This is a genomic window from Streptomyces aculeolatus (assembly GCF_020400605.1).
Classification (GTDB): domain Bacteria; phylum Actinomycetota; class Actinomycetes; order Streptomycetales; family Streptomycetaceae; genus Streptomyces; species Streptomyces aculeolatus.
On the sequence record NZ_JAINRD010000023.1, the window covers coordinates 125233 to 147079 of the forward strand.

At 70.0% G+C, this 21847-nt stretch carries 21 protein-coding genes and 1 pseudogene; 6 read left to right on the top strand and 16 right to left on the bottom strand.

What is annotated here, in order from left to right:
* Nucleotides 1-126: 126 nt before the first annotated feature.
* Nucleotides 127-612 carry an ATP-binding protein gene (locus LG396_RS30575; protein ID WP_225797229.1) on the bottom strand — a complete coding sequence of 162 codons (486 nt, stop codon included), beginning with the start codon at nucleotides 610-612 and terminating at the stop codon, nucleotides 127-129.
* A gap of 210 nt (nucleotides 613-822) precedes the next feature.
* Here LG396_RS30575 and LG396_RS30580 point away from each other — a divergent pair, with 210 nt between their 5' ends.
* Together LG396_RS30580 and LG396_RS30585 are read left to right on the top strand one after the other, a co-directional pair.
* A complete protein-coding gene (locus LG396_RS30580; RefSeq protein WP_225797230.1) occupies nucleotides 823-1674 on the top strand; it encodes a helix-turn-helix domain-containing protein in 852 nt (283 codons plus the stop codon).
* 12 nt (nucleotides 1675-1686) lie between these two features.
* A complete protein-coding gene (locus LG396_RS30585) occupies nucleotides 1687-1881 on the top strand; it encodes a hypothetical protein (protein WP_225797231.1) in 195 nt (64 codons plus the stop codon).
* Between the two features lie 2204 nt (nucleotides 1882-4085).
* On the opposite strand, the gene LG396_RS30590 is transcribed toward LG396_RS30585, so the two are convergent.
* Nucleotides 4086-4955 carry an LLM class flavin-dependent oxidoreductase gene (locus LG396_RS30590; RefSeq protein ID WP_018853452.1) on the bottom strand — a complete coding sequence of 290 codons (870 nt, stop codon included), beginning with the start codon at nucleotides 4953-4955 and terminating at the stop codon, nucleotides 4086-4088.
* A gap of 252 nt (nucleotides 4956-5207) precedes the next feature.
* Here LG396_RS30590 and LG396_RS30595 point away from each other — a divergent pair, with 252 nt between their 5' ends.
* Entirely contained in the window at nucleotides 5208-5855 is a 648-nt protein-coding gene (locus LG396_RS30595) for a GAP family protein (protein ID WP_225797232.1), read from the top strand.
* 156 nt (nucleotides 5856-6011) lie between these two features.
* On the opposite strand, the gene LG396_RS30600 is transcribed toward LG396_RS30595, so the two are convergent.
* Nucleotides 6012-6902, bottom strand: coding sequence for an NAD-dependent epimerase/dehydratase family protein (locus LG396_RS30600; RefSeq protein ID WP_225797233.1), 891 nt, complete (start codon nucleotides 6900-6902; stop codon nucleotides 6012-6014).
* Nucleotides 6903-6973: 71 nt separating this feature from the next.
* On the opposite strand from LG396_RS30600, the gene LG396_RS30605 reads away from it, so the two are divergent.
* A complete protein-coding gene (locus LG396_RS30605; RefSeq protein WP_225797234.1) occupies nucleotides 6974-7912 on the top strand; it encodes a GlxA family transcriptional regulator in 939 nt (312 codons plus the stop codon).
* 37 nt (nucleotides 7913-7949) lie between these two features.
* On the opposite strand, the gene LG396_RS30610 is transcribed toward LG396_RS30605, so the two are convergent.
* Nucleotides 7950-9095: a phosphotransferase gene (locus LG396_RS30610; RefSeq protein WP_225797235.1), complete on the bottom strand. Its 1146-nt coding sequence runs from the start codon at nucleotides 9093-9095 to the stop codon at nucleotides 7950-7952.
* Nucleotides 9096-9159: 64 nt separating this feature from the next.
* On the opposite strand from LG396_RS30610, the pseudogene LG396_RS30615 reads away from it, so the two are divergent.
* Nucleotides 9160-9482: pseudogene (locus tag LG396_RS30615) on the top strand (NUDIX hydrolase); the annotation flags it as partial.
* A 224-nt stretch (nucleotides 9483-9706) separates the two neighbouring features.
* The gene (locus LG396_RS30620; RefSeq protein ID WP_225797236.1) at nucleotides 9707-10528 is read left to right on the top strand and encodes a hypothetical protein; all 822 of its coding nucleotides are present in this window, start codon (nucleotides 9707-9709) and stop codon (nucleotides 10526-10528) included.
* 484 nt (nucleotides 10529-11012) lie between these two features.
* Here LG396_RS30620 and LG396_RS30625 read toward each other — a convergent pair whose 3' ends face one another.
* From LG396_RS30625 to rpsG, 12 genes are all read right to left on the bottom strand, one after another.
* Nucleotides 11013-11696, bottom strand: coding sequence for an endonuclease V (locus LG396_RS30625; RefSeq protein ID WP_225797237.1), 684 nt, complete (start codon nucleotides 11694-11696; stop codon nucleotides 11013-11015).
* 83 nt (nucleotides 11697-11779) lie between these two features.
* Complete coding sequence (infA, locus tag LG396_RS30630; RefSeq protein ID WP_018834859.1) at nucleotides 11780-12004, bottom strand: translation initiation factor IF-1; 225 nt, start codon at nucleotides 12002-12004, stop codon at nucleotides 11780-11782.
* Nucleotides 12001-12795: a GNAT family N-acetyltransferase gene (locus tag LG396_RS30635; RefSeq protein ID WP_225797238.1), complete on the bottom strand. Its 795-nt coding sequence runs from the start codon at nucleotides 12793-12795 to the stop codon at nucleotides 12001-12003. Before LG396_RS30635 ends, infA begins: the two co-directional genes overlap by 4 nt.
* Before the next feature lie 222 nt (nucleotides 12796-13017).
* Complete coding sequence (locus LG396_RS30640; RefSeq protein WP_225797239.1) at nucleotides 13018-13635, bottom strand: hypothetical protein; 618 nt, start codon at nucleotides 13633-13635, stop codon at nucleotides 13018-13020.
* A 10-nt stretch (nucleotides 13636-13645) separates the two neighbouring features.
* On the bottom strand, nucleotides 13646-14245 hold the full coding sequence (locus LG396_RS30645) for a hypothetical protein (RefSeq protein ID WP_225797240.1): 600 nt from the start codon (nucleotides 14243-14245) through the stop codon (nucleotides 13646-13648).
* 26 nt (nucleotides 14246-14271) lie between these two features.
* Entirely contained in the window at nucleotides 14272-15510 is a 1239-nt protein-coding gene (locus LG396_RS30650) for a putative T7SS-secreted protein (RefSeq protein WP_225797241.1), read from the bottom strand.
* Complete coding sequence (locus LG396_RS30655; protein WP_225797242.1) at nucleotides 15507-15821, bottom strand: hypothetical protein; 315 nt, start codon at nucleotides 15819-15821, stop codon at nucleotides 15507-15509. The genes LG396_RS30650 and LG396_RS30655 overlap by 4 nt, the downstream gene beginning before the upstream one ends.
* Nucleotides 15822-15840: 19 nt before the next feature.
* Nucleotides 15841-16923 carry a hypothetical protein gene (locus tag LG396_RS30660; protein WP_225797243.1) on the bottom strand — a complete coding sequence of 361 codons (1083 nt, stop codon included), beginning with the start codon at nucleotides 16921-16923 and terminating at the stop codon, nucleotides 15841-15843.
* Nucleotides 16911-17564: a hypothetical protein gene (locus tag LG396_RS30665; RefSeq protein ID WP_225797244.1), complete on the bottom strand. Its 654-nt coding sequence runs from the start codon at nucleotides 17562-17564 to the stop codon at nucleotides 16911-16913. Before LG396_RS30665 ends, LG396_RS30660 begins: the two co-directional genes overlap by 13 nt.
* A 257-nt stretch (nucleotides 17565-17821) precedes the next feature.
* Nucleotides 17822-19015 (bottom strand): elongation factor Tu, encoded by a 1194-nt coding sequence (gene tuf, locus LG396_RS30670; protein ID WP_018834867.1) that lies wholly within the window; start codon nucleotides 19013-19015, stop codon nucleotides 17822-17824.
* Nucleotides 19016-19213: 198 nt separating this feature from the next.
* Complete coding sequence (fusA, locus tag LG396_RS30675; protein ID WP_026276090.1) at nucleotides 19214-21334, bottom strand: elongation factor G; 2121 nt, start codon at nucleotides 21332-21334, stop codon at nucleotides 19214-19216.
* Between the two features lie 40 nt (nucleotides 21335-21374).
* Nucleotides 21375-21845 (bottom strand): 30S ribosomal protein S7, encoded by a 471-nt coding sequence (gene rpsG, locus LG396_RS30680; RefSeq protein WP_018834869.1) that lies wholly within the window; start codon nucleotides 21843-21845, stop codon nucleotides 21375-21377.
* Nucleotides 21846-21847: the final 2 nt, after the last annotated feature.

Sequence of the window (21847 nt, forward strand, 5' to 3'; positions counted from 1 at the left end):
GGCCTTTCGTGGGGGCTCTCCGTGGGCCTGTTCGGGGGCCTTTCCAGGGACCGCCGCTCCCGCTCGGGATTCCCCGGGATCTCGGCACGCGTCATGTGTGTTCCCCCCTCGGCTGGATACCTACGGTCAGTATCCATCGCAGGTCCGTCCGTAGTCAGGGGCGGGGAACGGAAGCCCGGCGACGACGGCTTTGCCGCGCACGCGGCGGGGGACGACACCCCAGGCGGCGGCGAGTGCGTCGACAAGGAGGAGGCCGCGGCCGCCGCAGGCGGCGGTGTCGGGTGGCGTCGCCGAGGGGGCGGGGATGCCGGGGCCGGGGTCGGAGACGGCGAGCCAGTAGTGGCCGTCGGCGGGCCAGAGGAGGAGTTCGACGAGGTGGTCGTCGGCGGGGTGGGCTCCGTGGCGTACGGCGTTGGTGACGAGCTCGGAGACGAGGAGCTGGAGATCGTCGCGGAGGCGGGGGTGGTGGGGACGGGGCAGGGCATCGAGGACGGCACGACGGGCACGGGGGACGGAGAGGGGGTGGGCCGGGAAGGTCCGGCGGACGGGGAGGGGCGGGATGGGTGGAGTGGGGGCGGGGGCGGGGGTTGAGGTGGGGAGGTGTGGGGGCATGGCGGACTCCTGGGCCGGGGGTTGGTCGTTGAAGTGCCGGTGGCATGCCTCCCTGGGCGCGAGCACGCCCGCCCCAGGGAGAGCGGGCATGCTCGCGCGGTGCGCTTCCGGCGTTGCTGTGAGTACCTGGCGCGCAACCGAGAGTAGACGCACGTGGGGCAAAATTGCTAGCCTCACGAAAAGTTCTGCCCCGCGCACGAAGGGATGGCCATGGCTGCCAGGAACACGCCCACTGAGCGGCAGAAGCGCTTGGGGAGCGAGGTACGGAAGATCCGCACCTCAGCCGGCATGTCTGCCACGTACGCCGCCGGATTACTGGGGGTCGACAGCGGCAAAATCTCCAACATGGAGTTCGGCCAGCGCACCATCACACCCGATCGGCTGCGCACTCTGGCCTGCAACTGCCACTGCACGGACGAGAAGTACGTCGAAGCCCTGGTCGCGATGGCTCAGCCGAGCGAGAAAGGCTGGTGGGAGCGGTATCGCGGCAGCCTCCCCCACGGACTACTGGACATCGCCGAGTTGGAAGCAAACGCCAGCCGGATGTGCATCGGAACGACTGTGCACGTCCCAGGCCTGCTGCAGACCTCGGACCACGCCCTCGCCGTCTTCCGCGAGGTCATGCCGCCCTTGCCCGACGACGAGGTCGGCCTCCGGCTCGCCCACCGTGCCAAGCGTCAACAGGTACTGCTCGGCACGAACCCGCCCGACTACGTCGCAGTCGTACACGAAGCGGCCCTGCGCATGCAGTTCGGCGGTCGGCTGGTCGCACGCGCGCAGTTGCACCACCTGCTCGACATGTCCGACCGGGAGAAGGTCACCGTCCGGGTCATCCCGTTCGAGCGCGGGTCCTTCCCTGGAGCCGGGCAGAACGTCCTCTACGCCGAGGGCCCGGTTCCCCAACTCGACACCGTACAGATCGACAACTCGCACGGGCCGGACTTCCTGCACGCGGACGGACAACTGGCGAAATACCGAGCACTGCTCGACCGGCAGCAAGACGCGGCCCTGCCGCCGGACGAGTCCCGCGACTTCATTCACAAGATCGCACGCCAACTCTGAAACGAGGTAACCATGAGCCACACCATCGAGTGGGAAGAGCCGTTCTGCGGCGAAGGTAACGCGTGCTTCCGCATAGGGACGGACGCGGAGGGCAACGCGCACATCGCCGTGGCCGGCCGGGAAGAGGACCGCATCACCGACTCCGTCGAAGCCCTCCGCACGCTGATCCGGGACATCAAGGCCGGCAAGGCGGACCACCTGCTGTGACGGCACCACCCCGGTGCGCGGGGGCGGCGTCGGGGATACCGGTGTCGTATGGGCACCCCCCGGGCCACCCATCTCCTGAGTGTGCGGGCCTCCGCCCGGCGTGTGAAAGACCGGCGGCTATGAGTGGCCCGGGGGGAGCGGCACCCCTTGAATGCCCTACGGGTCGGTGCCCGGTGGACGGGGGCCGACACCACCGCAGCGGGGCCGCCCCGCTTGCGGATGCCCCCCGACTCGGCTCGAAACCGCGTCCGGGCGAGCCGCGACGGGCGAAGTTGCGGCAGTGCGTCCCTGCAGATCGGTGCAAATCGCCCAGGCGGCCAGACTTTCGCCCATCGACGCGCACCCAGCCGACTCCAAGCACACGGGCCGCTATTCGCGCCCCCGAGCGGAGGAAACCGGTACGAGTTCACGGAAGCACCCCCCGAGGACCGGGACAAATCGCCCTCGTGGATCGACTTTTGCGCATCGACATGCACGGAACTCACGCCCACCCGCCGCCAGGTGACCCGGCGCCCAAGCGGAGGAATCCGGTCGTAACTCGCGGCAACACCCGGCAATCCGACCCGAATCGGCCTCCGGAGCCCGAGTTTCTCTACGCGGGGTACACGCGCGGCCCGTAGCCCCGAACTCGGGGCGTGAAGTGACCGCGATGCGTGCCACCGGGAAAAACTAAAGGCAACCCGCCCCCAAAACCACCCCAAAAGCCCCACGGAACCAGCCTTTCGCCCACCCACACGCATCCACCGGAACCACCCCGCCCGATGACCGCGAACCGGGCGACGCCAGACGCCGGCCCCCGCCCCGGCCCTCCGGCAACGGTGGCGAGTGGGCCGGCCCACTCCGGTGATCCGCCTCCACCTGCCGGGCACCACGGCAACCGGGCAGGCCCGGCACCGGGGTTCCGGCCCTTGCTCCAGCGGGGCCTACGCGAACGGGATGAGCCCGGCTCCGGTCTCCGCCCCCGGCCGCCGGGGCGCATCCGCGATCGGGGGAGGGCCGGACTCCAGCGATGCGCCCCCGGCCGTCCGGGACACCGGCGATCGCGGTAGGCCCGGTGTCGGGGTCCACCCCGAGCATGCCGCGGCATCCCGGCGATCGGAACCGGCCCGGCTCCGGTGACCCGACCACGGCCATCCGCGGCACTTGGCGGTCGGGGGCGGCCCGGCTCCGGTGACCCGGCCCACGGCGTCCGCGGCACTCGGCGATCGGACAGGCCCGGCTCCGGTGACCCGACCCCCGGCTCAGGGACACCTCAGCGACCGGGCGGACCCAACTCCCGGTAGCCCGGCCCCCGTTCGCGGGGACACCTCGGTGATCGGGCAGACCCTGCACCGGTGGTCCGCCTCCCCGTCCGCAGGGCACCGCCTCCGTAGGCACAGCGTTCGGGTGCCCGCTCCCCCTGGGCCACCCTTAGCTGCCGGTCTGTCACGGGCCGGAGTCCGCAGTCAAGGGTGGGGCGAAGCCCCATCGCGCAGCGACGTTCCCGCAGCGAAGCGGAGGGAACGCCCTTGACGGCGGACGCAGGCCCACACTGAAAGAGCGGGGTGGCCCGGGGGGAGCCCCAACGACACCGCCACTCCCCTCGCCCCACCCCCGTACACGGCCCAGGCACACGCACCACCGCCCACCCCGACACCGCAACCCCCGCAGCCGGTCCATGCAAACGTCAGACCCGTCCACCGTGCCGGTTGTCCGGGTACGTTGTCAGAGCAGGCGCATACCCTTGGGCGGGCGTGAGGGGAGATCGGGGGGCGCGGGGAAACCGACCCCCCGCACCCGGTCCACGCGCGCGTCAGACCCGCCCACCGTGCCGCTGACCCGGGCTCGTTGTCAGAGCAGGCGCATACCCTTGGGTGGGTGTGAGGGGGAAGTGGGGCCGGGGAGAACCAGGCCGGAAGACCCCCGCGGCGCAAACCCAGGCCGACCCGCGCCCCCGGCACTCTCCGCACCCTGGCGCCCTCTGCACCCGCCAATCGCCCCCGGACCGGCCACCCGCCACCGGACCGGCCACCGGCCACCGGCCACCGGCCACCGGCGGGCCCTCTCCCCCGCCACCACCGGACCCGCCTCCACCCCCCACTCGACCAACCGCAGCCCCCTCACCCCCCACTCGACCACCGGCGCCCCCGCCGCAACCCGCCACTCAACCGTCGGCGGACCCCCCAACCCGCCACTCCCCCACCCCTGCCGACCCCCTCCACCCCCTACTCGACCACCGGCGGACCCGCCTCCACCCGGCGCAGTACCGCCGGCAGGCTGTCCAGTTCCGGGCCCGTCTGGACCTGCCGTTCGTCCCACCACGTGGCGCCCTCGTCGCGCAGTGGGCCCACGATGTCCCTCGCCTTCGCCGGGTCCGGGGGTGTGGCGCCGCCGAGTACGTACTCGAAGGGGCCCTCAGCCCCGGCCGCCGCGCGGTGTTCGCGTACGTACGCGAAGAGATCCCGTACCTCCGCCAGATCCGGTACGTATCCGTGGCGGGCGGACTCGAACAAGGGCACCGCGCCGTCCCACCGCGCCGCCCGCCGCATGGGCGGGCGGCGGGGCCAGAAGCCGCCGATCCACACCGGCGGGCGGGGCTGCTGGGCGGTGGCGGGGAGGAGGGTCACGTCATGGGCCTCGTAGTGCCGGCCTCGGTGGGTCACCGGCTCTCCGGACCAGAAGCTCTGGAGCAGTTCCAGGCCCTCGTCCAGCCGCTCCCCGAGCACCCGCGGCTCGGCGGTGTCGCCGAAGCTGCGGTACTCGTCCTCGATGGGACCGCCCAGTCCGGCGCCGAAGATCACGCGGCCGCCGCTGAGCTGGTCGAGGGTGGCGACCTGGCGGGCGAGTTGCTGCGGGAGGTAGCGGGGGACGGGGGTCAGCAGGGTGCCCAGCCGGATGCGGTCGGTCGCCAGCGCGGCGGCGGTCAGGAGCATCCACGGGTCGCCGAAGGGGCGGCCCAGGTGGCGTCGGTGCAGGACGTGGTCCCAGACGAAGAGCCCGTCCCAGCCGGCCTGTTCGGCGGCGGTCGCGACGGTCACGACGTTGCGGGGGTCGGCGAAGTCGCCGAAGTTCGGGATGTTGACGGAGAAGCGCATCCCCGCAGGATGCGCAGCGCACGGCGCGGAGGCAATCACATTCCCTACGGGTCGGCCCACGGCGAACCCCCGGGCGGAGATCGGTGGGATCGAGAACCCGGCGTGGCGTTGGCGCCACCACCGGCCGGCAGCCCGTGAAAGGTGCACCGCGACCTTCAGAAAATGACATCAATGCCGGGCTGAATCGAGTCAGCCGGGGTGGAGCCGTCGCCGGTGGTAGGTTCTCGGCGAGATTTTCGTGCTCCCGAGGGGATGACGACTGCCGTGAGCTTCAGCGAAATTCTTCCACTGGCTTTCGTGATGATCGCGGGACCACAGATCGTCACCTCGTTCTTCCTGGCGACAAGCGGGCGTTGGGCCGCGAATTCCCTCGCCTACGTCCTCGGCGCCGCGATCTCCGTCACCACGACGGTGACGGTCGCCTACTTCGTCGCCAAAGGCGTCGACAACTCGGCGAGCGGGCACAAGGGGGCCTTCGACCGCAGCATCGACGGGATCGTGCTGGTGCTGATGCTGTTCCTGATCGTGCGCGTATACCTCACCCGCGGAAAGTCCCAGCCGCCGAAATGGATGGGCAAGCTGCAGACGGCTGAGCCGAGGTTCGCCCTTCTGATGGGCCTCGCGCTCATGGGCGTCTTCCCGACGGACATCGCCAGTTCGGTGGCGGCCGGATTCCACGTCGAACGCAGCGGCGACCCCTGGTGGCAGTGCCTTCCCTTCGTGGCGCTGACCCTGCTGCTCCTCGCGATGCCCGCGCTGTGCGTCGTCATCCTCGGGCGCCGGGCAGACGTCGTCCTGCCGAGGATCCGCGACTGGATGAACTCCCACTCCTGGGTGATCAGCGAGATCGTGCTGGTGTTCTTCGCCGCGATCGCGATCAACGGACTCATCAAGGGATAGTCCCCGCCGGCCCCACCCTGAAGTGCCGGACATCCTGCCGGCATGGCCCCCTCCGGAGGGGGCCATGCCGGCATCGCCGACGGGCGCCCCGCCCCCGGGCTTACGGCACGGCGCGGGCCTCCGCGCGGGCCTTCGCGCGCCCGCTCGCGTGGCCCTTCACACCACCTCCCCCAGCACCTCGTCCACCGCCGTTGCCGCCACCCCGAGGGCCTTCTCCGTCTCCGAGTAATCGACGACGAACGGGTGGCCGGGCTTCACGAGCACCTCGTGCATCTCCGCCCAGAAAGGCTCCGTGAGCGAGAGCAGCGATATCTCCCGCTCGGTCATCTCCGCCATCCGCGGCTCCGGTGCGCCGGCAAGTGCCGCCAGCCGCGTGGCCAGTTCCCGTACGGACAGCGTCGACGCCGGCGCGTGCCAGGCGCGCCCGTACGCCCCCTCCGCGCGGCTCGCCGCGACGAGCGTGCGGGCGGTGTCGCCGATCGCCGAGTAGCTGTGCGGCACGTCGAGCGGTTGCGGCACCAGGGCCGGCCTGCCGCCCAGCACCTGTCCCTGCACCATGAGGCTGAACACCGAGAACGCCCCGGCGCCGTAGAACTGCGCGGCCCGGACCTCGGTCACCTTCACCCCCGACGCCGCCGCCTCCTCCCAGACCCGGGCCCTGGCGCGGCCCTTGGGGCCCGTTGCGGCCAGCGGGAGGTCCGGGGTGTACGGGCCGGTCACCGGTCCGTACGCGTAGAGGTTGCCGAGCATGACGTACGCGGCCCCCGTCCGCCGCACCGCGCTCAGCAGCGACGCCGACAGGACCGGGAACTCCTCCGGCCAGCGGTGGTACGCGGGGGCCGCGGTGGTGAACAGCGTGTCCGCGCCCTCCGCCAGCTCGGTGAGCCGGTCGGTGTCCGTCGCGTCCGCGGCGATCCGCTCGACGAGCGGGTGGTCGGGGCCGCCGCCGGTCCGGCTGACCATCCGTACCCGCTCGCCGTCAGCGGCCAGCAGCAGCGCGGTCTTCGAGGCGGTCGCTCCGCGCCCCACGATCACATGAGTTGTCATACGGACGACGGTGCCGCCGCGCGGCCTCGTACGATACTGGCCGGAATGCCAAGTGTCCGGAGGATCAGGCCATGCACCGCATCGCCGCAGTCGCCGTGCCGCCCGTGCTGAGCTTCGACGTCTCGATCCCGCTGATGGTTTTCCACAGCGTCCCGCAGTACGAGGTGCGCGTGTGCACCGCCCGCCCCGGGCCGATGGGGACCGTCGGCGGGCCCGACATCGTCGTGCCGTACGGCCTGGAGGCGCTGGAGGGCGCCGATACGGTGATCGCCGTCGGCAGCGGGGGCGCGGAGGCGCCCGCGGAGGTCCTGGACGCGCTGCGGAAGGCGGCTGCCGGCGGTGCGCGGATCGCGTCCCTGTGCACGGGGGCGTTCGTCCTGGCGCAGGCCGGCCTGCTCGACGGGCGCCGCGCGACGACCCACTGGGGGCTCGCCGACGACCTCGCGAGCCGCTTTCCGGCCGTCGACGTGCAGCCCGACCTCCTCTTCGTCGAGGACGGCGGCATCTACACCTCCGCCGGCGCCGCGGCCGCGATCGACCTGTGCCTGCACCTGGTCGGGGTCGACTACGGTGCGGCGGTCGCGCACACCGTCGCGCGGCTCGCGGTCGTCCCTCCCGTGCGGCCCGGCGGCCAGTCGCAGTTCATCGAGACCCCGCTGCCGCCCGAACGCGGCACGTCCCTCGCCCCCACGCGCGCGTGGGCACTCGAACGCCTCGATCTCCCGCTCACGCTCACGGACCTGGCCCGCCACGCCGGCACGAGCGTACGGACACTGACCCGCCGCTTCCGCGCCGAGACGGGCCTGAGCCCGCTCCAGTGGCTGCTGCAACGGCGCGTCCACCGGGCCAGGGAGCTGCTGGAGACCACCGGGCTGCCGATGGACCTGGTGGCCGAGAAGAGCGGCCTGGGCAGCGCGGATTCGCTGCGCAAGCACATGGCGGCCCAGGTCGGCGTCACGCCCACGGCGTACCGCGCGCACTTCGACCGGTCCCGCACGGGCGCACGCTGAGGCCCCGCCCGGACGCGCTGAGGCCCCGCCCGGCGCGTCAGGGCAGGCGCGCCGTGTACGGCGGGAACGCTCCGGGGTCGGTGAAGTCCAGGTCCGCGTCCGGCCAGCGGCGGCGCAGCAGGGCGGCGGTGCGGCGGGTCCAGCCGGCGAGGTGGGGAAAGGCGCGGTGGTGCGCGGCGGTACGGGCCGCGGCCTCCAGCGTCTCGACGAGCTGGGGCCGGCTGCGGTCGCCCGGTGCGCGGGCGTCGAGGGTGCCGAACCGCTGGAGTCGGGCGATCGCCCAGAACAGGCAGGCGGCCACCAGGCCGTAGCCGTACCGCCGGTCGTCCTCGGCCTCGGGCACCCCGCGGGCGAGGGCCCGGCGGTGGTCCTCGGCGAGGCCGGCGGCGACGGGGTCGCCGACGGTCATCCACCCCGGACCGGGGACGTGCAGGCAGACGGCGTCGAGGAGGGCGTGGGTGTAGCGGGCCGCCTCGAAGTCGATGAGGCGGGCGTCGGCGGGACCGGACTCGCGGACGAGGACGTTGTTGGTCTCGGCGTCGCCGTTGCTGAGCGCACCGAACGGGCCGGGGTCGCTCAACTCGGCCATCGCCGCACCGAGTTCGGCCGCGACCGGCCCGACGAGGGGCACGCCGAGCGCCGCGGCCTGCGCGGGCGCCCGGTCCCGGAGCCGGTCGAACAGCGGCACGTCGACCGTCGCCGGGCCCGTGGGCCCGGCACGTCGTACGAACCACCTGTCCGCGTGGCCGGCGGTCACCGCGCTGAGTTCGCCCCGCGCGCGGGCGAAGGCGGCCAGCCGGCCGGCGTGGCCGGCGGCGCCGTCGCGGCGGAGCAGGCGGTCGAGGGCGGCCCGCGGCGCCAGGTCCTCCAGCACGGCGATCCCGGCGGCGGGGTCGGCGGCGACGACGCGCGGGGCGAGCGCGAGGCCGAGGTCGTCGGAGAGGAACCGGAGCGCGGCCACCTCGGTATCCAACCGCCCCGGCTCGGTGCGGGTCTCCCCCGGCCCGTCGCGTACCCACTTGACGACGGCCGTCCGCGGCGCGGCCCCGCCGCGCAGCGTCACGCGCGCGACCGCCCAGGGCTCCAGCCGCTCCCAGGCGGTGACCCGGACGGGTGCGGCATGGAGATCCGTCAGGAGCGTCTCGACGCTGGCACGCCGCGAAGTCGCGCCGGAGGCAGGCATCGAAGGAGTGTACGGCGCACGCGCGCTCGCACGTCCCGGACAGGGTCCCCGGGAAGGTGCTGACATGAGATTGCGGCCGGCCGCGTACGCCGTGTGCGCCGAAGGCGGACGGGTCCTTCTCGCCCGGCACGTGTCGCCGCCGGGCGAGAACAACCGGAGCCTTGCGGCGGCAGGGTCAAGCACACCGCGGATCCGTTCGACGCCGTGATCCGGGAGGCCGCCGAGAAGACGGTTGCGACGCGGGGGTCGAGAGCCTGCTGGGTGCGGACTCCCGGATGATCCCCGCGTACGGGCACGGGCGGACCTGAGCACCAGAATGTCGGCGTTTTCCACCGGGTTCGCCTCACCGGAGGCCGGCTACGGCCGGAGCCGAACGGCGAGATCGCCTCCGGCCCGGTCGGCGGCCTGATCCGGCACTGAGGCGTGTCGGCGGGGCGGCATCCGGAGGGCCGGAGCCAGATCCGGGAAGCCGCCGGGGCGGCGCCGTATACCGGGCGAGGCGGCCGCCGGACTCGGCGGGATCGGCCGCCGGAGAACGTACCCGCGGCGACTGGCGCGACTTCATGGTGGAAGATGAAGCGCCCCCCGAGCTTCCCGTCCCAGGAGTGATCATGAGGGCCTTCGCCCGCGAATTCCGCAAATCCCGCCACAGAGCCGCCGGTTGCTTCGCAGCGGCCGTCTTATCGATCGCGCTGGCCGGCTGCGGGACCGGGAGCGGCGCCGACGGCGTGCTCCTTGACGAGGCGATGAACACTGCCTCCGCAGCGGCGTCGGACGCGACCTCCGAAGAGGCACTGGACAGAACCATCGAAGAAGCGTTGGACGCGACCTTCGAAGAGGCGGACACGCTGACGTCGACGAAGCGGCAGGTGACAGGCGAGACGGCGGTGCTGCGAACTGCCGTCATCGACGGCACTACGGTGTGCGACATGGGAGTTTCCAAGGGCAATGCCCGTGTGGAATTCCTGCTGACCGACTCGGCGCTCTATTCACGCATGAGCGAGGTGATGCTCCGGCGGGCAACCGCCGGGGTGGAGAATTTTCCGTCGGAGATGATCGAGAACTTGGGCGACCGCTGGGTGAAACGCGCCCCGCACGAGTTCGCCAGGGCGCGCAATTCCCTGTGCGATCGGACAGAGCAGCGCTCTGGTCTCGAAGACAAGTTCCTCGCCCCGAAGAATCGCGGCGAGCGGAAGGAGCAGGCCGGGACCCTGAACGGCCGCGCGACCACCAAGATCACCTTTACGCGGGGAAGGAACCAGTGGGAGGTCCATGTCGCGGCCGAGGGCCCGCCGTACCTGCTGAAGATCAGCGAACCCGGAAGCGTGGTCTGGACGTTCAGCGATTTCGACAAGCCGTACCGCACGAGCGCGCCTGCGGATGCGATCAATGAGGACGAGCTCTCGGCGCAGCTCAAGGCCGTCTGGGAGTAAGGCACTGGGCGCCCGTCCGGGTTGCGGGAGGAGCAGGCACATACCCCTGGATGGGTGTGAGGGGACCTGAAGGGCCTGGACGGATCACGGCATCAACGAGGCCGGTACCCGTATCCGGCCCATTGAACGGACTGCCACTCCACCGGCACCAACGGCGGCGAACCCGCCCCGCGCGACACGCCCCCGCACCCCGGCACCCGGCACCCGGCACCCGGACCAGCTGGCGGGTGTGGGGAGCGCAGCGGCGCAGGATGCGGTGGAGTTGGAAGGTTCACCGCTCCAGCTCCGCCGCGGTCCCGGCGTGCACCGCGCAGTGCCAGGCCGAGCCGGTGACGGTCGCCGCCTCCACGCCGAGGGCGCGCCACCGGCGCTGCGGGGCGTACCGTCACCGGCTCCAGCCCCGCCCGGTCGAACCCGGCCGCACCGCCCGCGACACCGAACGCGAGGCCGTCAGGGCAGTCCCGCCGGACGCCGCGGACCCGGTCTATCCCGCTTCCGCCAGCGCCCGGCGGCACAGTTGGTCCGCGGCCCTCGTCGTCTCGGGGAGGCGGTACCGCCTCGCCAGGCCGAGCGTGACCGCGCACGCCTCGTCCACCCCGACCAGGTGGCCCGCGGACACGTACACCGGCTTCACACCCGGCTGCGTACGAAGAGCGCGCCCCACCGCCTCCGCCCCGTCGAGCAGCGGCGTCGACGAACCCCGCTCGGCCTCCGGCTCGTCGCACCGGAAGTACAGGGGGTTCTTGGCCACGCCGAACGCCGGAATCCCCGTCAGCACCCCCAGGTGGCTCGCCAGGCCGACACGGCGGGGGTGGGCGACGCCGTAGCCGTCGCAGACGAACACGTCCGGCGCGCCGGCCAGCCGGGACAGCGCCGCCGCGACCGCGGGGATCTCGCGGAACGCCAGCAGGCCCGGGACGTACGGGAACTCGATGCGCGACACGGCGGTCACCGCGTCGACGACGTCCAGACTCGCCACGTCCAGCACCGCAACCGCAGCGGCGCACACCCCCGCGTCGTCGTCGTACGCCACGTCGACGCCGGCCGCCGTGCGCCAGCGCGCCGCGTCGCCCACGGACTCCGCCCGTACGAGCCCCCGCAACCGCTGCTGCTGCGCCACCGCGTCCTCGACGGTCCGCGGCCGTCGAAGCTCCCCGGCCAGTTCCACCCCGTGCCCCTTCCCTGTCGCTCCCCCGCACCGTAGCCGGGCCCCGGCGGCGGCAGCGCCGCGGCCGGGGCCCTGTGACCGCGCTAGTTGCGGTACCGGAACACGATGCGGCCGCGCGCCAGGTCGTACGGCGGCAGCTCCACCAGCACGCGGTCCTCCAGGTTGATCCTGATGTAGTGCTTGCGCATCTTTCCGCTGATGTGCGCGAGCACCCGGTGGCCGTTCTCCAGCTCCACGGTGAACATGGCGCTGCGCAGGCACTCGACGACCCGGCCCTCGGCCTCGATGACGTTCTTGTCCTTCGTCATCGGACCAGCTCCAGGTTGCTGCTCACGGGCCGGGCCCCGATGCTCTCGAACAGCGCCGTGGCCGCCCGGTTGGACTCGTGGACCTCGGTCCAGGCCGCGGTGGTCCCGGAGCGGTGCAGCGTCCCCAGCGCGTGCGCGAGCAGCGCCCGCGCGATGCCGCGGCGCTGCTCGCCGGCCCGGACCGCGACGAGCCCGACGCGGGACCGGTTCACGGTCACCACGCGGATCAGGCCGAGGTAGCGGTCCGGCGCGGCGGCCACCGCGTACTTCGCCGGGTCGACGACGGTGTCGCCCGCGGGGCGGATGATCACCTCCGCGGGCATCGACTGCCACCACCCGGCGGCCGCCTCGACCTCGTCCCGGATCGTACGGTCCACCGCCCGCAGCAGGCCCTCGTCCGCCTCACCGGCGGGAACGACCGTCACGCCGGCGGGCGGCAGCGTGCCGTCGAGCCCAGTGTCCCGCGGGTCGGTCGCCATGACGTACTCCCACTCGCGGCGCCCGACGGTGAACCCGGCCCGCCGCCAGGCGTCCGTCATCGCGGCATCGGCCTCGTCGACCACCGTGTACAGCGGCGCGGGCAGCTCCGGCAGCATCGCCCGGGCGATGCGGTCGAAAGTGTCCGGGTGCCAGGCGTCGATACCGACGAACAAACGGCCGTCGGCCCGGTACTCCGCGTACCCGCTGCCGACGACCAGGTCGTCATCCAGTGCCTGCCAGTGCCTGTCCGCGACACGCGTGATCGTCACCGCGCTGCCGCTCAGGCCGAAGAGGAAAGGCTTCGCATCCATCGGCGTCTCCCTCCAGGAGTGCCTCGATCTCAGGCGCTCCTGGCGACACCGAACGTCAGCCGCCGGACCGTGACGGATCGAGGGAGCACCCACGGATAACTGCGTTCACGGGTCTCACCTCCACAAGCCGACTCCACGGTCCACCCCCACGTTAGCCCCCAACACCACCCCACTCAAACGCTTTTCCGCGCTCCACCGCAGAAGCGGGGCTGCCCACGTCCCTCAGTCGTTCCTGGGCTCCTCGTCGAACTGGATGCTCTTCAACAGGAGCACGAGGTGCTGCGCGTACATGTCCCAGTGGTCCAGATCCGGCGTCTGGACAGCGACCACGACCATCTCCTCGCGGCCGGCCGACAACTCCCGGGGCACCGGTACGAACGCTTGGAGTTCACCGACCGGCACCACAGCACCCCCCTCAGCGGCGGACCGCTCCCCCTCCGCCGGCAGGCCGATCTGCCGTGCGAAGACGGACGCCGGTCCACAGGGTAAGTCGAACGGCTTGGCGGCTATCGCATCGTCCTCGGGACCGCGCAGAGCATGCGGGAGTCCGCGCGAGGCGAGGTGAGCGTCACCGTAGGCGAGAGGCTGAGCAGCCACGAGCAGAACGCCGAACCGCGACTGGTCCCCCTCCCCCGGCCAGTACGCCCCCGCGTACATGGCACCGAGCGCTTGCAACGCGGTAGACCACTGCTGCAGCTGAACCGTTTGGTTCTCCGCTGCGTCGCCCGCCACTCCCATCGCAGCAGCAGGGGCGGTCATGAACTCGCGGGCCTGGGCCAGAGTCAACCCAACAGGAATCTGACCGTAGCCCGCAGGAACCTCAAAGGTCATCAATGCCATGGATTCGCACTCAATCTTCGTTATGAGGCGACGGGGGAGGGATGAATCCCCGCTCAACCGCCTGTTGCAGTTCGAATGTCTCCACCGTCTGCTGATGCAGCCTGAGACGCTTACTGGGCAACCATGGCGTGAGAGCTCCGACGAGAACGAAGGGGACCCCGACGAGCAAGATCGGGATGATAATCTCTGCCCTGTCGCGAAAACTCCAGACAGCGATCGCGATCAGCGCAGCAAGAATTGCTGACACGCGCAGACCCCATGCCTTGTTCCGAAGCATGCCCAGGGCGTAACGCGCCTTGGCCGCTTCCAACGGGTCGATACGGGGGCCCATGTGTACAGGGAGTGGGACCCGCGGTTGCGGGCGCCCCCAAACCCCATACTGACGGTAGTGGTTGACGGACCACCAAGCCCTGGAACGGCCATGCTCTCCGTCGTCACGCTCGAACACAAGCCGCTGGATTCCCGGGCCGTAGTAGACGAACCTGAATGCATAGCCGAACTCGTAGGCCATATCGATAATCTTCGGCACATCCCAGGCCCGACCGTTAGAGATCGTAATGTCGAAGGTCGCGCGACCATCGAAGTAGCTGATGATCTCCCTGTCATCCACGGCCCCGTGACCCCCTTTCGCGACTCTCAGGCCGACTTCCATGCATTCTCGAAGGCGACAAGCATCGTGCCGGCTCCCCCGGGCAGGAACATCTCTGCCTTCTGTCGGTTGCCTTTCGGCACGAAGTTCTCGAATACCTGCGGGTTCGCGTGCAGCCCGATCCAGGAGTCGACCAATCCCAGATTGGACGCACCGGAGGCATGCGAACTCCTCGCGATGGCTTGTCCGGTATTCCCGATGAACCTCACGTTCGCCCCAAACGGGACGGCTCCTACGGCATCCTGCGCAAGGGTGCGGTCCGAAACGTCAGCGCCGGCCATCCGCGCCACGCTGTGCGCAGCGAAAGCGATCGTCGCCGTGCCGGCCGAAGCTTGGCCAATGGCACCACCGACCACTGCGAGGTGGGGAACCCGAGTCGCCCATGCCGCGAAGTAGAACGCCATGGAGACAGCCCCGAGAACAGCACTGACGGCCGCGAACACATCTCCGATCGCCGCGATGTTGGCGGCGTGGTCCTCCACCCATTGGACGACGTCGTCGGCGAGCTTCGCGATGCCCTCTGTCACCGTCTCCAGGTACTCGCCGAACGAGCCGGACAGATCGCTGATCGTGTCGGCGATCTTGTCGAACAGTCCCGGCTCGTCAGGGGCGATCTCCATCGCGCCGCGGAGGCGGTTCGCGACCATCTGGCCCTCGGCCCGGTAGTCCTCCGCGAGGGAGCGGGCACGGCGCCGCACGTCTTCCAGCCGCAGGGACGCGTTGTCGACCGCGCCCTGCGCCTTATGGCGCTGCTCCTCCTCGCGGGCCCGATCGGACTCGCCCCGTGCCGTGCCGGCCTGCCGGTACCGGTCCGGGGAGCCCTCGGCCGGAGGCTTGGCGTCGTCATCGGTGGCCACGTCCAGCCTGCGCAGCGCCTTGCTCAGTTCGCGCTCGGCATCCTCGGCCTCGCGCTCCAACTGGCGCGCCACATCCTGCTGGGTGCGCATGTACTCAGCCCAGCCCTCCAGGGCCGTAGCGGCCATGCCGAACGAGTCACGGGCCTCGTCCATCTTGGGCCGGAAGTCGTCCTCGAACTTCTCCCGGAACGCCTCCGCCGCTTTGCCCTTCCAGTCACCGGGCCCGGTTCCGTGCAGTACGTGGCAGATCTCGGACAGCGCCCGTGCGGTCCGCCGCACCACCTTGGCGACGTCATCCGCACCCCGTACGTCGCCCGGACAGGGCATGAACCCGAGGGAGGAGAAGTCGGCCGGCTGTAGCGGACTCATGCGCGTCCCCCGCCGCCCTGGGTGCGTGGTTGCGGGAGCGCGTCGGCAAGCTCACCGTCCACCCGCTGGAACTCCTGCTTGACCTTCAGCAGGGCTTCCGACGCGGCGTCCGAGAACTTCTCGATCTGCCCGATGCCGTACGACCACTCGTCCCCGAAGTCGTCCATTCGACGAGCCAGCGCATCCACACCCATCGACCAGCCGTCGACGTCCTCCATCTCCCGCCCCGGCCGCTTCATCAACTCCGATATGCGCTCGATGTTGCGCCGGACCCGGTCGAGGGTCTCCATATCCACGTACAGATCGCTCACGTGCCCCTCCTGGCGCGCGTCACCGGACGACGGACTGGATCTCGTCGACCTCCAGCTCGGTGGTCGCGCCGAAGGATCCGTCGGGCAGATCGCCGCCCGTGTCGCCGGAGCCCTCCCATTCGATGGACCAGGTGACCGTCGCGCGGAACGGATAGAACTCACCTTCCGGCGTTGCACGCAGGTAGGTCAGCCCGCAGGGCGGGGTCTCTTCCACGGATCCCGGGGTGAACGGGGTGCCGATAGAGCCGTCGTCGTTGATGGGGCAAGTGCCCGAGGAGGGGTGCAGCTCGGCGTCATCGGTGCCGGGGTCGAGGGTGAGCGAGACGGGAGTCGCGGTGGTCCTGGCCCATAAGTCCAGCACCGGCACCCGTGCGGTGACCGAGACGGGCTCGAAGGTGGCCTCGTCCAGCCACGCCCAGGTCGGGAGATTCACCTTCTGCGCCCTCTGCGCGTCGGGCTTGAGACTGATCTCCGTATCCGGCACGCGGATACGGTCGTACGCGATCCCGGCGAGGATCTCCGGCGTCACGGCGTTCGCGTACGCGGCCGGCGGCGGATCGCCCGTGTCCACCCAGAACGGCCCGTCATCGCACTCCAACGCCCCCGGGACGCCCTCGCCGCCGTCGGGAACGTAGCCGTCCCACCAATAGCCGTCACCGGACTTCGCCATGTTGAAGTCATCGTACGTCCCGGGCTCGTCGCCACCATCGACGTACCTTGCCCGCTGTTCGGCGTCCCATTGGTAGCCGGTGGACTCCAGCGACCAGGTGTGCTCCATCTCCTTCTTGAGTTGCTTGGGCGTGTACAGCGGCGCGTACCAGCAAGGCGGCGGCGCCCAGTCGCCCACCGGATCCAACACACCGGTGCCGCCCCCAACCCCGCCGGTCCCGTTCTCCGACTCGTCGACGACGACACCGCCGACCTCGGCGTGCAGAACCTGCCCGGCCGCATCCCCGTCGACCTGCCCACCGTCATCGCCGCCGCCACCACCGAAATCGGCACCGCCAGGGGTCTCATCCGCGGACGCGGAGAGCGGAGCGACCAGAACTCCCAGCATGCATAACGCAGCCACGACGCCGCGTACGATCCTCACGGCTGACATTGCGCTGCACCCCTGTCCGATACCACCTGCTCAGTGATCCACACCCCACTGTCGTTCTCACGCAGTTTGGTGTTGTAGACGAGGTAGCTGTCCTCGGTGACGGGCGTGACGTCCACCTTCCCCGTCTTCAAGGACTTGTTGTATGCCTTGCCCTGGTCCTCGCAATAGATGAGCGTGGCGGTTCCGTCGTCGTTGATCTCCACCTGCTCGTCGTAGAAGCGATACGTCCCAGTCGTCCGGGACTTGTCGTCCACGAACAACCGGACGAACCGCTCAGCTTCAGCGGCAGCCTCACCCTCGGTATAGAACAGCAGCGCATCGTGGGTCGGATCCTGGTCGGCAATCGCCACATCGATCGCCTTGATCAGCTGTTCCCCATCCCGGAGTACGGCGTCCTTGTCCGGATCGCCGGTCTCCGACCACGCGAACTCGTACGTGACGTCGTCCGGCAGCTTGATCTCCGGTCTGCCCTCTCCCGCCTCCGAGGCGCTCGGCGACGGCGACTTCTTCGCCTTGTCGGCGCCCTGGATCTTGTCGTCCTGCGGGGTGCCGTCGTCCTCGTCGCTGCCGCAGGCGGTCAGCAGGAGGGTCAGGGCGGCGGCAGCCGCCATCGCGGTGGCGGAAAGGGCGCGCGGGGACACGATCAACTCCCGGTTACGGTGACGATACGTCAGACAGTCGACGCTATCGGAGCCGCGGCGACCTTCACCACCCCGCATTTGAGGCTGTGGATAACTGGCACGCGACCGGCCATTCCACCGCCGCCCCACCAGGCATTTGGAATTCCATTCCGCATCCCGAAAGAGGCGTATTACCTGAACAGGCAATACCCCTCCCACGCCAAAGGCCCCGGTCCGCCTTGCGGCGGGCCGGGGCCCCGGGACGTCGTACCGTCAGGTCACTTGAGGATCTTCGTGACCTGGCCGGCGCCCACCGTCCGGCCACCCTCGCGGATGGCGAACTTCAGGCCCTCCTCCATGGCGATGGGCTGGATCAGCTCCACCTTCATGTCGGTGTTGTCGCCCGGCATGACCATCTCCGTGCCCTCGGGGAGGTGCACGACGCCGGTCACGTCGGTGGTGCGGAAGTAGAACTGCGGGCGGTAGTTGTTGAAGAACGGGGTGTGCCGACCGCCCTCGTCCTTCGACAGGATGTACGCCGTCGCCTCGAACTCGGTGTGCGGGGTGACGGTGCCCGGCTTAATGATGACCTGGCCGCGCTCGACGTCCTCGCGCTTGATGCCGCGGAGGAGGAGGCCGACGTTCTCACCGGCCTGGCCCTCGTCCAGCAGCTTGCGGAACATCTCGATGCCCGTGACCGTGGTCTTGGTCGTCTCTTCCTTGATGCCGATGATCGCGACTTCCTCGTTCACCTTGAGGATGCCGCGCTCGATGCGGCCGGTGACGACGGTGCCACGACCGGTGATCGTGAAGACGTCCTCGATCGGCATCAGGAACGGCTTGTCGATCTCGCGGACCGGCTCCGGGATGGACTCGTCGACGGCCTTCATCAGGTCGAGGACGGTCTTGCCCCACTCGGCGTCGCCCTCCAGCGCCTTCAGCGCGGAGACCTTGACGACCGGGACGTCGTCGCCCGGGAACTCGTACTCGGAGAGAAGCTCACGGACCTCGAGCTCGACGAGCTCCATGATCTCCTCGTCGTCCACCATGTCGGCCTTGTTCAGCGCGACGACGATGTACGGCACGCCGACCTGGCGGGCGAGCAGCACGTGCTCCTTGGTCTGCGGCATCGGACCATCGGTGGCGGCGACCACGAGGATCGCGCCGTCCATCTGGGCGGCACCGGTGATCATGTTCTTGATGTAGTCCGCGTGACCGGGGCAGTCGACGTGCGCATAGTGCCGCGACTCGGTCTGGTATTCGACGTGCGCGATGGAAATCGTGATACCGCGCTGCTTCTCTTCCGGAGCCTTGTCGATCTGGTCGAAGGCCGAGGCCTCGTTCAGGTCCGGGTAAGCGTCGTGCAGCACCTTGGTGATCGCCGCGGTAAGAGTGGTCTTGCCGTGGTCGATGTGACCGATGGTGCCGATGTTGACGTGCGGCTTAGTCCGCTCGAACTTCGCCTTCGCCACTGGGGTCCTCCTGTGGACTGGTGCTGTACGCCCCCCGCCTTCTACGGAGGGGTTCCAGGTGGTCGTTCCGAACCGGTCAGGACCCCTAGGGGGATGCCCTTGACCAGTCCGCCTGTATCGGCGGCCGGGGTGCCCGCCGCAGTTCCCGGGGGATCTGCGGCGGTATACCCCGAATGCCGTTTGCTACAGCCTACGGCTTCACTCGCCCTTGGCCTTCGCGATGATCTCCTCGGCCACGTTCTTGGGAACCTCGGCGTAGGAGTCGAACTGCATGGAGTAGCTCGCCCGGCCGGACGTCTTGCTGCGCAAGTCGCCGACGTAGCCGAACATCTCCGACAGCGGGACCAGACCGGTGACCAGCTTGGCACCGCTCCGGTCCTCCATGGACTGAATCTGTCCACGGCGCGAGTTGATGTCGCCGATCACGTCGCCCATGTAGTCCTCGGGCGTCGTGACCTCGACCTTCATCATCGGCTCCAGCAGGACCGGAGCGGCCTTGCGGGCGGCCTCCTTGAAGGCCATCGAGCCGGCGATCTTGAAGGCCATCTCGGACGAGTCCACCTCGTGGTAGGCACCGTCCAGCAGGCGCACACGCACGCCCGTCAGCGGGTATCCGGCGAGGATGCCGAATTCCATGGCCTCCTGGCTGCCCGCGTCCACCGAGGGGATGTACTCCTTGGGGATGCGGCCGCCGGTGACCTCGTTGACGAACTCGTAGCCGTCGCCCTCCAGCGGTTCGAGCGCGATGATGACGCGCGCGAACTGGCCGGAGCCGCCGGTCTGCTTCTTGTGCGTGTACTCGTGCTTCGCCACCGGCCGGCGAACCGTCTCGCGGTACGCCACCTGCGGCTTACCGACGTTCGCCTCGACCTTGAACTCGCGCTTCATACGGTCGACCAGCACGTCGAGGTGCAGTTCGCCCATGCCCGAGATGATGGTCTGGCCGGTCTCCTCGTCGGTCTTGACCCGGAAAGACGGGTCCTCCTCGGCGAGGCGCTGGATCGCGACACCCAGCTTCTCCTGGTCGCCCTTGGACTTCGGCTCGATGGCGACCTCGATCACCGGGGCCGGGAAGTCCATGGACTCCAGGATCACCGGCTTCGCCGGGTCGCTGAGGGTCTCGCCGGTGGTGGTCTGCTTCAGACCCATGACGGCGACGATGTCGCCGGCACCCACCGATTCGATCTCCTCACGCTTGTTGGCGTGCATCCGGTAGATCTTGCCGATGCGCTCCTTGCGGCCCTTGACCGAGTTCTGCACCTGCGAGCCGGAGTTCAGCCGGCCCGAGTAGACCCGGATGAACGTCAGCTTGCCCAGGTGCGGGTCGCTGGCGATCTTGAAGGCGAGCGCGGAGAGCGGCTCCTCCTCCGACGGCCGGCGGACGATGACCTCGTCGGGGTTGCCTACGGCGTGCCCCTCGATGGCCTCGACGTCCAGCGGCGACGGCAGGTAGCGCACGATCGCGTCCAGCAGGGGCTGCACGCCCTTGTTCTTGAACGCGGTGCCGCAGAACACCGGGGTGACGGTGGTGCTCTCGCTCTTGCCGGAGTTGATGGTGATACGGCGCACGGCCGCGTAGAGCTGCTCCTCGGTGGGCTCCTCGCCCTCCAGGTACAGCTCCATCATCTCCTCGTCGTTCTCGGCGACGGCTTCGAGCAGCGTGCCCCGCCACTCGTCGGCCGCCTCGAGGTGCGTCTCGGGGATGTCCACGACGTCGTACGCCTCGCCGAGCTTGGCCTCGGGCGACCACACGAACGCCTTCATGCGGACCAGGTCCACGACGCCCTTGAAGTCGGCCTCGGTGCCGATCGGGAGCTGCATGACCAGGGGGGTCGCGCCCAGCCGGTCGGTGATCATGTCGACGCAGCGGTGGAACTCGGCGCCCGTGCGGTCCAGCTTGTTGACGAAGCAGATGCGCGGGACGCCGTACCGGTCGGCCTGGCGCCACACGGTCTCGGACTGCGGCTCCACACCGGCCACGCCGTCGAACACCGTCACCGCACCGTCGAGCACGCGCAGCGAGCGCTCCACCTCGACGGTGAAGTCGACGTGGCCCGGGGTGTCGATGATGTTGATGGTGTGGTCGACCTCATCGAGCGGCCAGTGGCAGGTCGTCGCGGCGGACGTGATCGTGATGCCGCGCTCCTGCTCCTGCGCCATCCAGTCCATCGTGGCTGCGCCGTCGTGGACCTCACCGATCTTGTACGAGACACCGGTGTAGTACAGGATCCGCTCGGTGGTGGTCGTCTTGCCCGCGTCGATGTGGGCCATGATCCCAATGTTGCGGACCTTGGCCAGGTCAAGTGAAGTGGTGGCCATGTTGGCTCAGTCTTCTCTCTCGTAACTACGGGGTTATCGACTACCAGCGGTAGTGCGCGAAGGCCTTGTTGGCGTCGGCCATCTTGTGGGTGTCCTCGCGGCGCTTGACGGAGGCGCCCAGGCCGTTGCTGGCGTCCAGCAGCTCGTTCATGAGCCGCTCGGTCATCGTCTTCTCGCGGCGGGCGCGGGAGTAACCCACGAGCCAGCGCAGCGCGAGCGTGGCGGACCGGCCGGGCTTGACCTCGACCGGGACCTGGTAGGTCGCGCCGCCGACGCGGCGGGACTTGACCTCGATGGCCGGCTTGACGTTCTCCAGGGCGCGCTTCAGCGTGATGACCGGGTCGTTGCCGGTCTTCTCGCGCAGGCCCTCCATGGCGCCGTACACGATGCGCTCGGCGGTGGAGCGCTTGCCGTGCAGCAGCACCTTGTTGATCAGGGAGGTCACCAGAGGAGAGTTGTAGACCGGGTCGATGTGCACCGGTCGCTTCGGGGCGGGGCCCTTACGAGGCATGC

Excerpts from the sequence above, each read along its gene's own strand:
- LG396_RS30575 (WP_225797229.1), bottom strand. The coding sequence starts at position 612 with ATGCCCCCACACCTCCCCACCTCAACCCCCGCCCCCGCCCCCACTCCA.
- LG396_RS30580 (WP_225797230.1), top strand. The coding sequence starts at position 823 with ATGGCTGCCAGGAACACGCCCACTGAGCGGCAGAAGCGCTTGGGGAGC.
- LG396_RS30585 (WP_225797231.1), top strand. The coding sequence starts at position 1,687 with ATGAGCCACACCATCGAGTGGGAAGAGCCGTTCTGCGGCGAAGGTAAC.
- LG396_RS30590 (WP_018853452.1), bottom strand. The coding sequence starts at position 4,955 with ATGCGCTTCTCCGTCAACATCCCGAACTTCGGCGACTTCGCCGACCCC.
- LG396_RS30595 (WP_225797232.1), top strand. The coding sequence starts at position 5,208 with ATGACGACTGCCGTGAGCTTCAGCGAAATTCTTCCACTGGCTTTCGTG.
- LG396_RS30600 (WP_225797233.1), bottom strand. The coding sequence starts at position 6,902 with ATGACAACTCATGTGATCGTGGGGCGCGGAGCGACCGCCTCGAAGACC.
- LG396_RS30605 (WP_225797234.1), top strand. The coding sequence starts at position 6,974 with ATGCACCGCATCGCCGCAGTCGCCGTGCCGCCCGTGCTGAGCTTCGAC.
- LG396_RS30610 (WP_225797235.1), bottom strand. The coding sequence starts at position 9,095 with ATGCCTGCCTCCGGCGCGACTTCGCGGCGTGCCAGCGTCGAGACGCTC.
- LG396_RS30620 (WP_225797236.1), top strand. The coding sequence starts at position 9,707 with ATGAGGGCCTTCGCCCGCGAATTCCGCAAATCCCGCCACAGAGCCGCC.
- infA (WP_018834859.1), bottom strand. The coding sequence starts at position 12,004 with ATGACGAAGGACAAGAACGTCATCGAGGCCGAGGGCCGGGTCGTCGAG.
- LG396_RS30635 (WP_225797238.1), bottom strand. The coding sequence starts at position 12,795 with ATGGATGCGAAGCCTTTCCTCTTCGGCCTGAGCGGCAGCGCGGTGACG.
- LG396_RS30640 (WP_225797239.1), bottom strand. The coding sequence starts at position 13,635 with ATGGCATTGATGACCTTTGAGGTTCCTGCGGGCTACGGTCAGATTCCT.
- LG396_RS30650 (WP_225797241.1), bottom strand. The coding sequence starts at position 15,510 with ATGAGTCCGCTACAGCCGGCCGACTTCTCCTCCCTCGGGTTCATGCCC.
- LG396_RS30660 (WP_225797243.1), bottom strand. The coding sequence starts at position 16,923 with ATGTCAGCCGTGAGGATCGTACGCGGCGTCGTGGCTGCGTTATGCATG.
- fusA (WP_026276090.1), bottom strand. The coding sequence starts at position 21,334 with ATGGCCACCACTTCACTTGACCTGGCCAAGGTCCGCAACATTGGGATC.
- rpsG (WP_018834869.1), bottom strand. The coding sequence starts at position 21,845 with ATGCCTCGTAAGGGCCCCGCCCCGAAGCGACCGGTGCACATCGACCCG.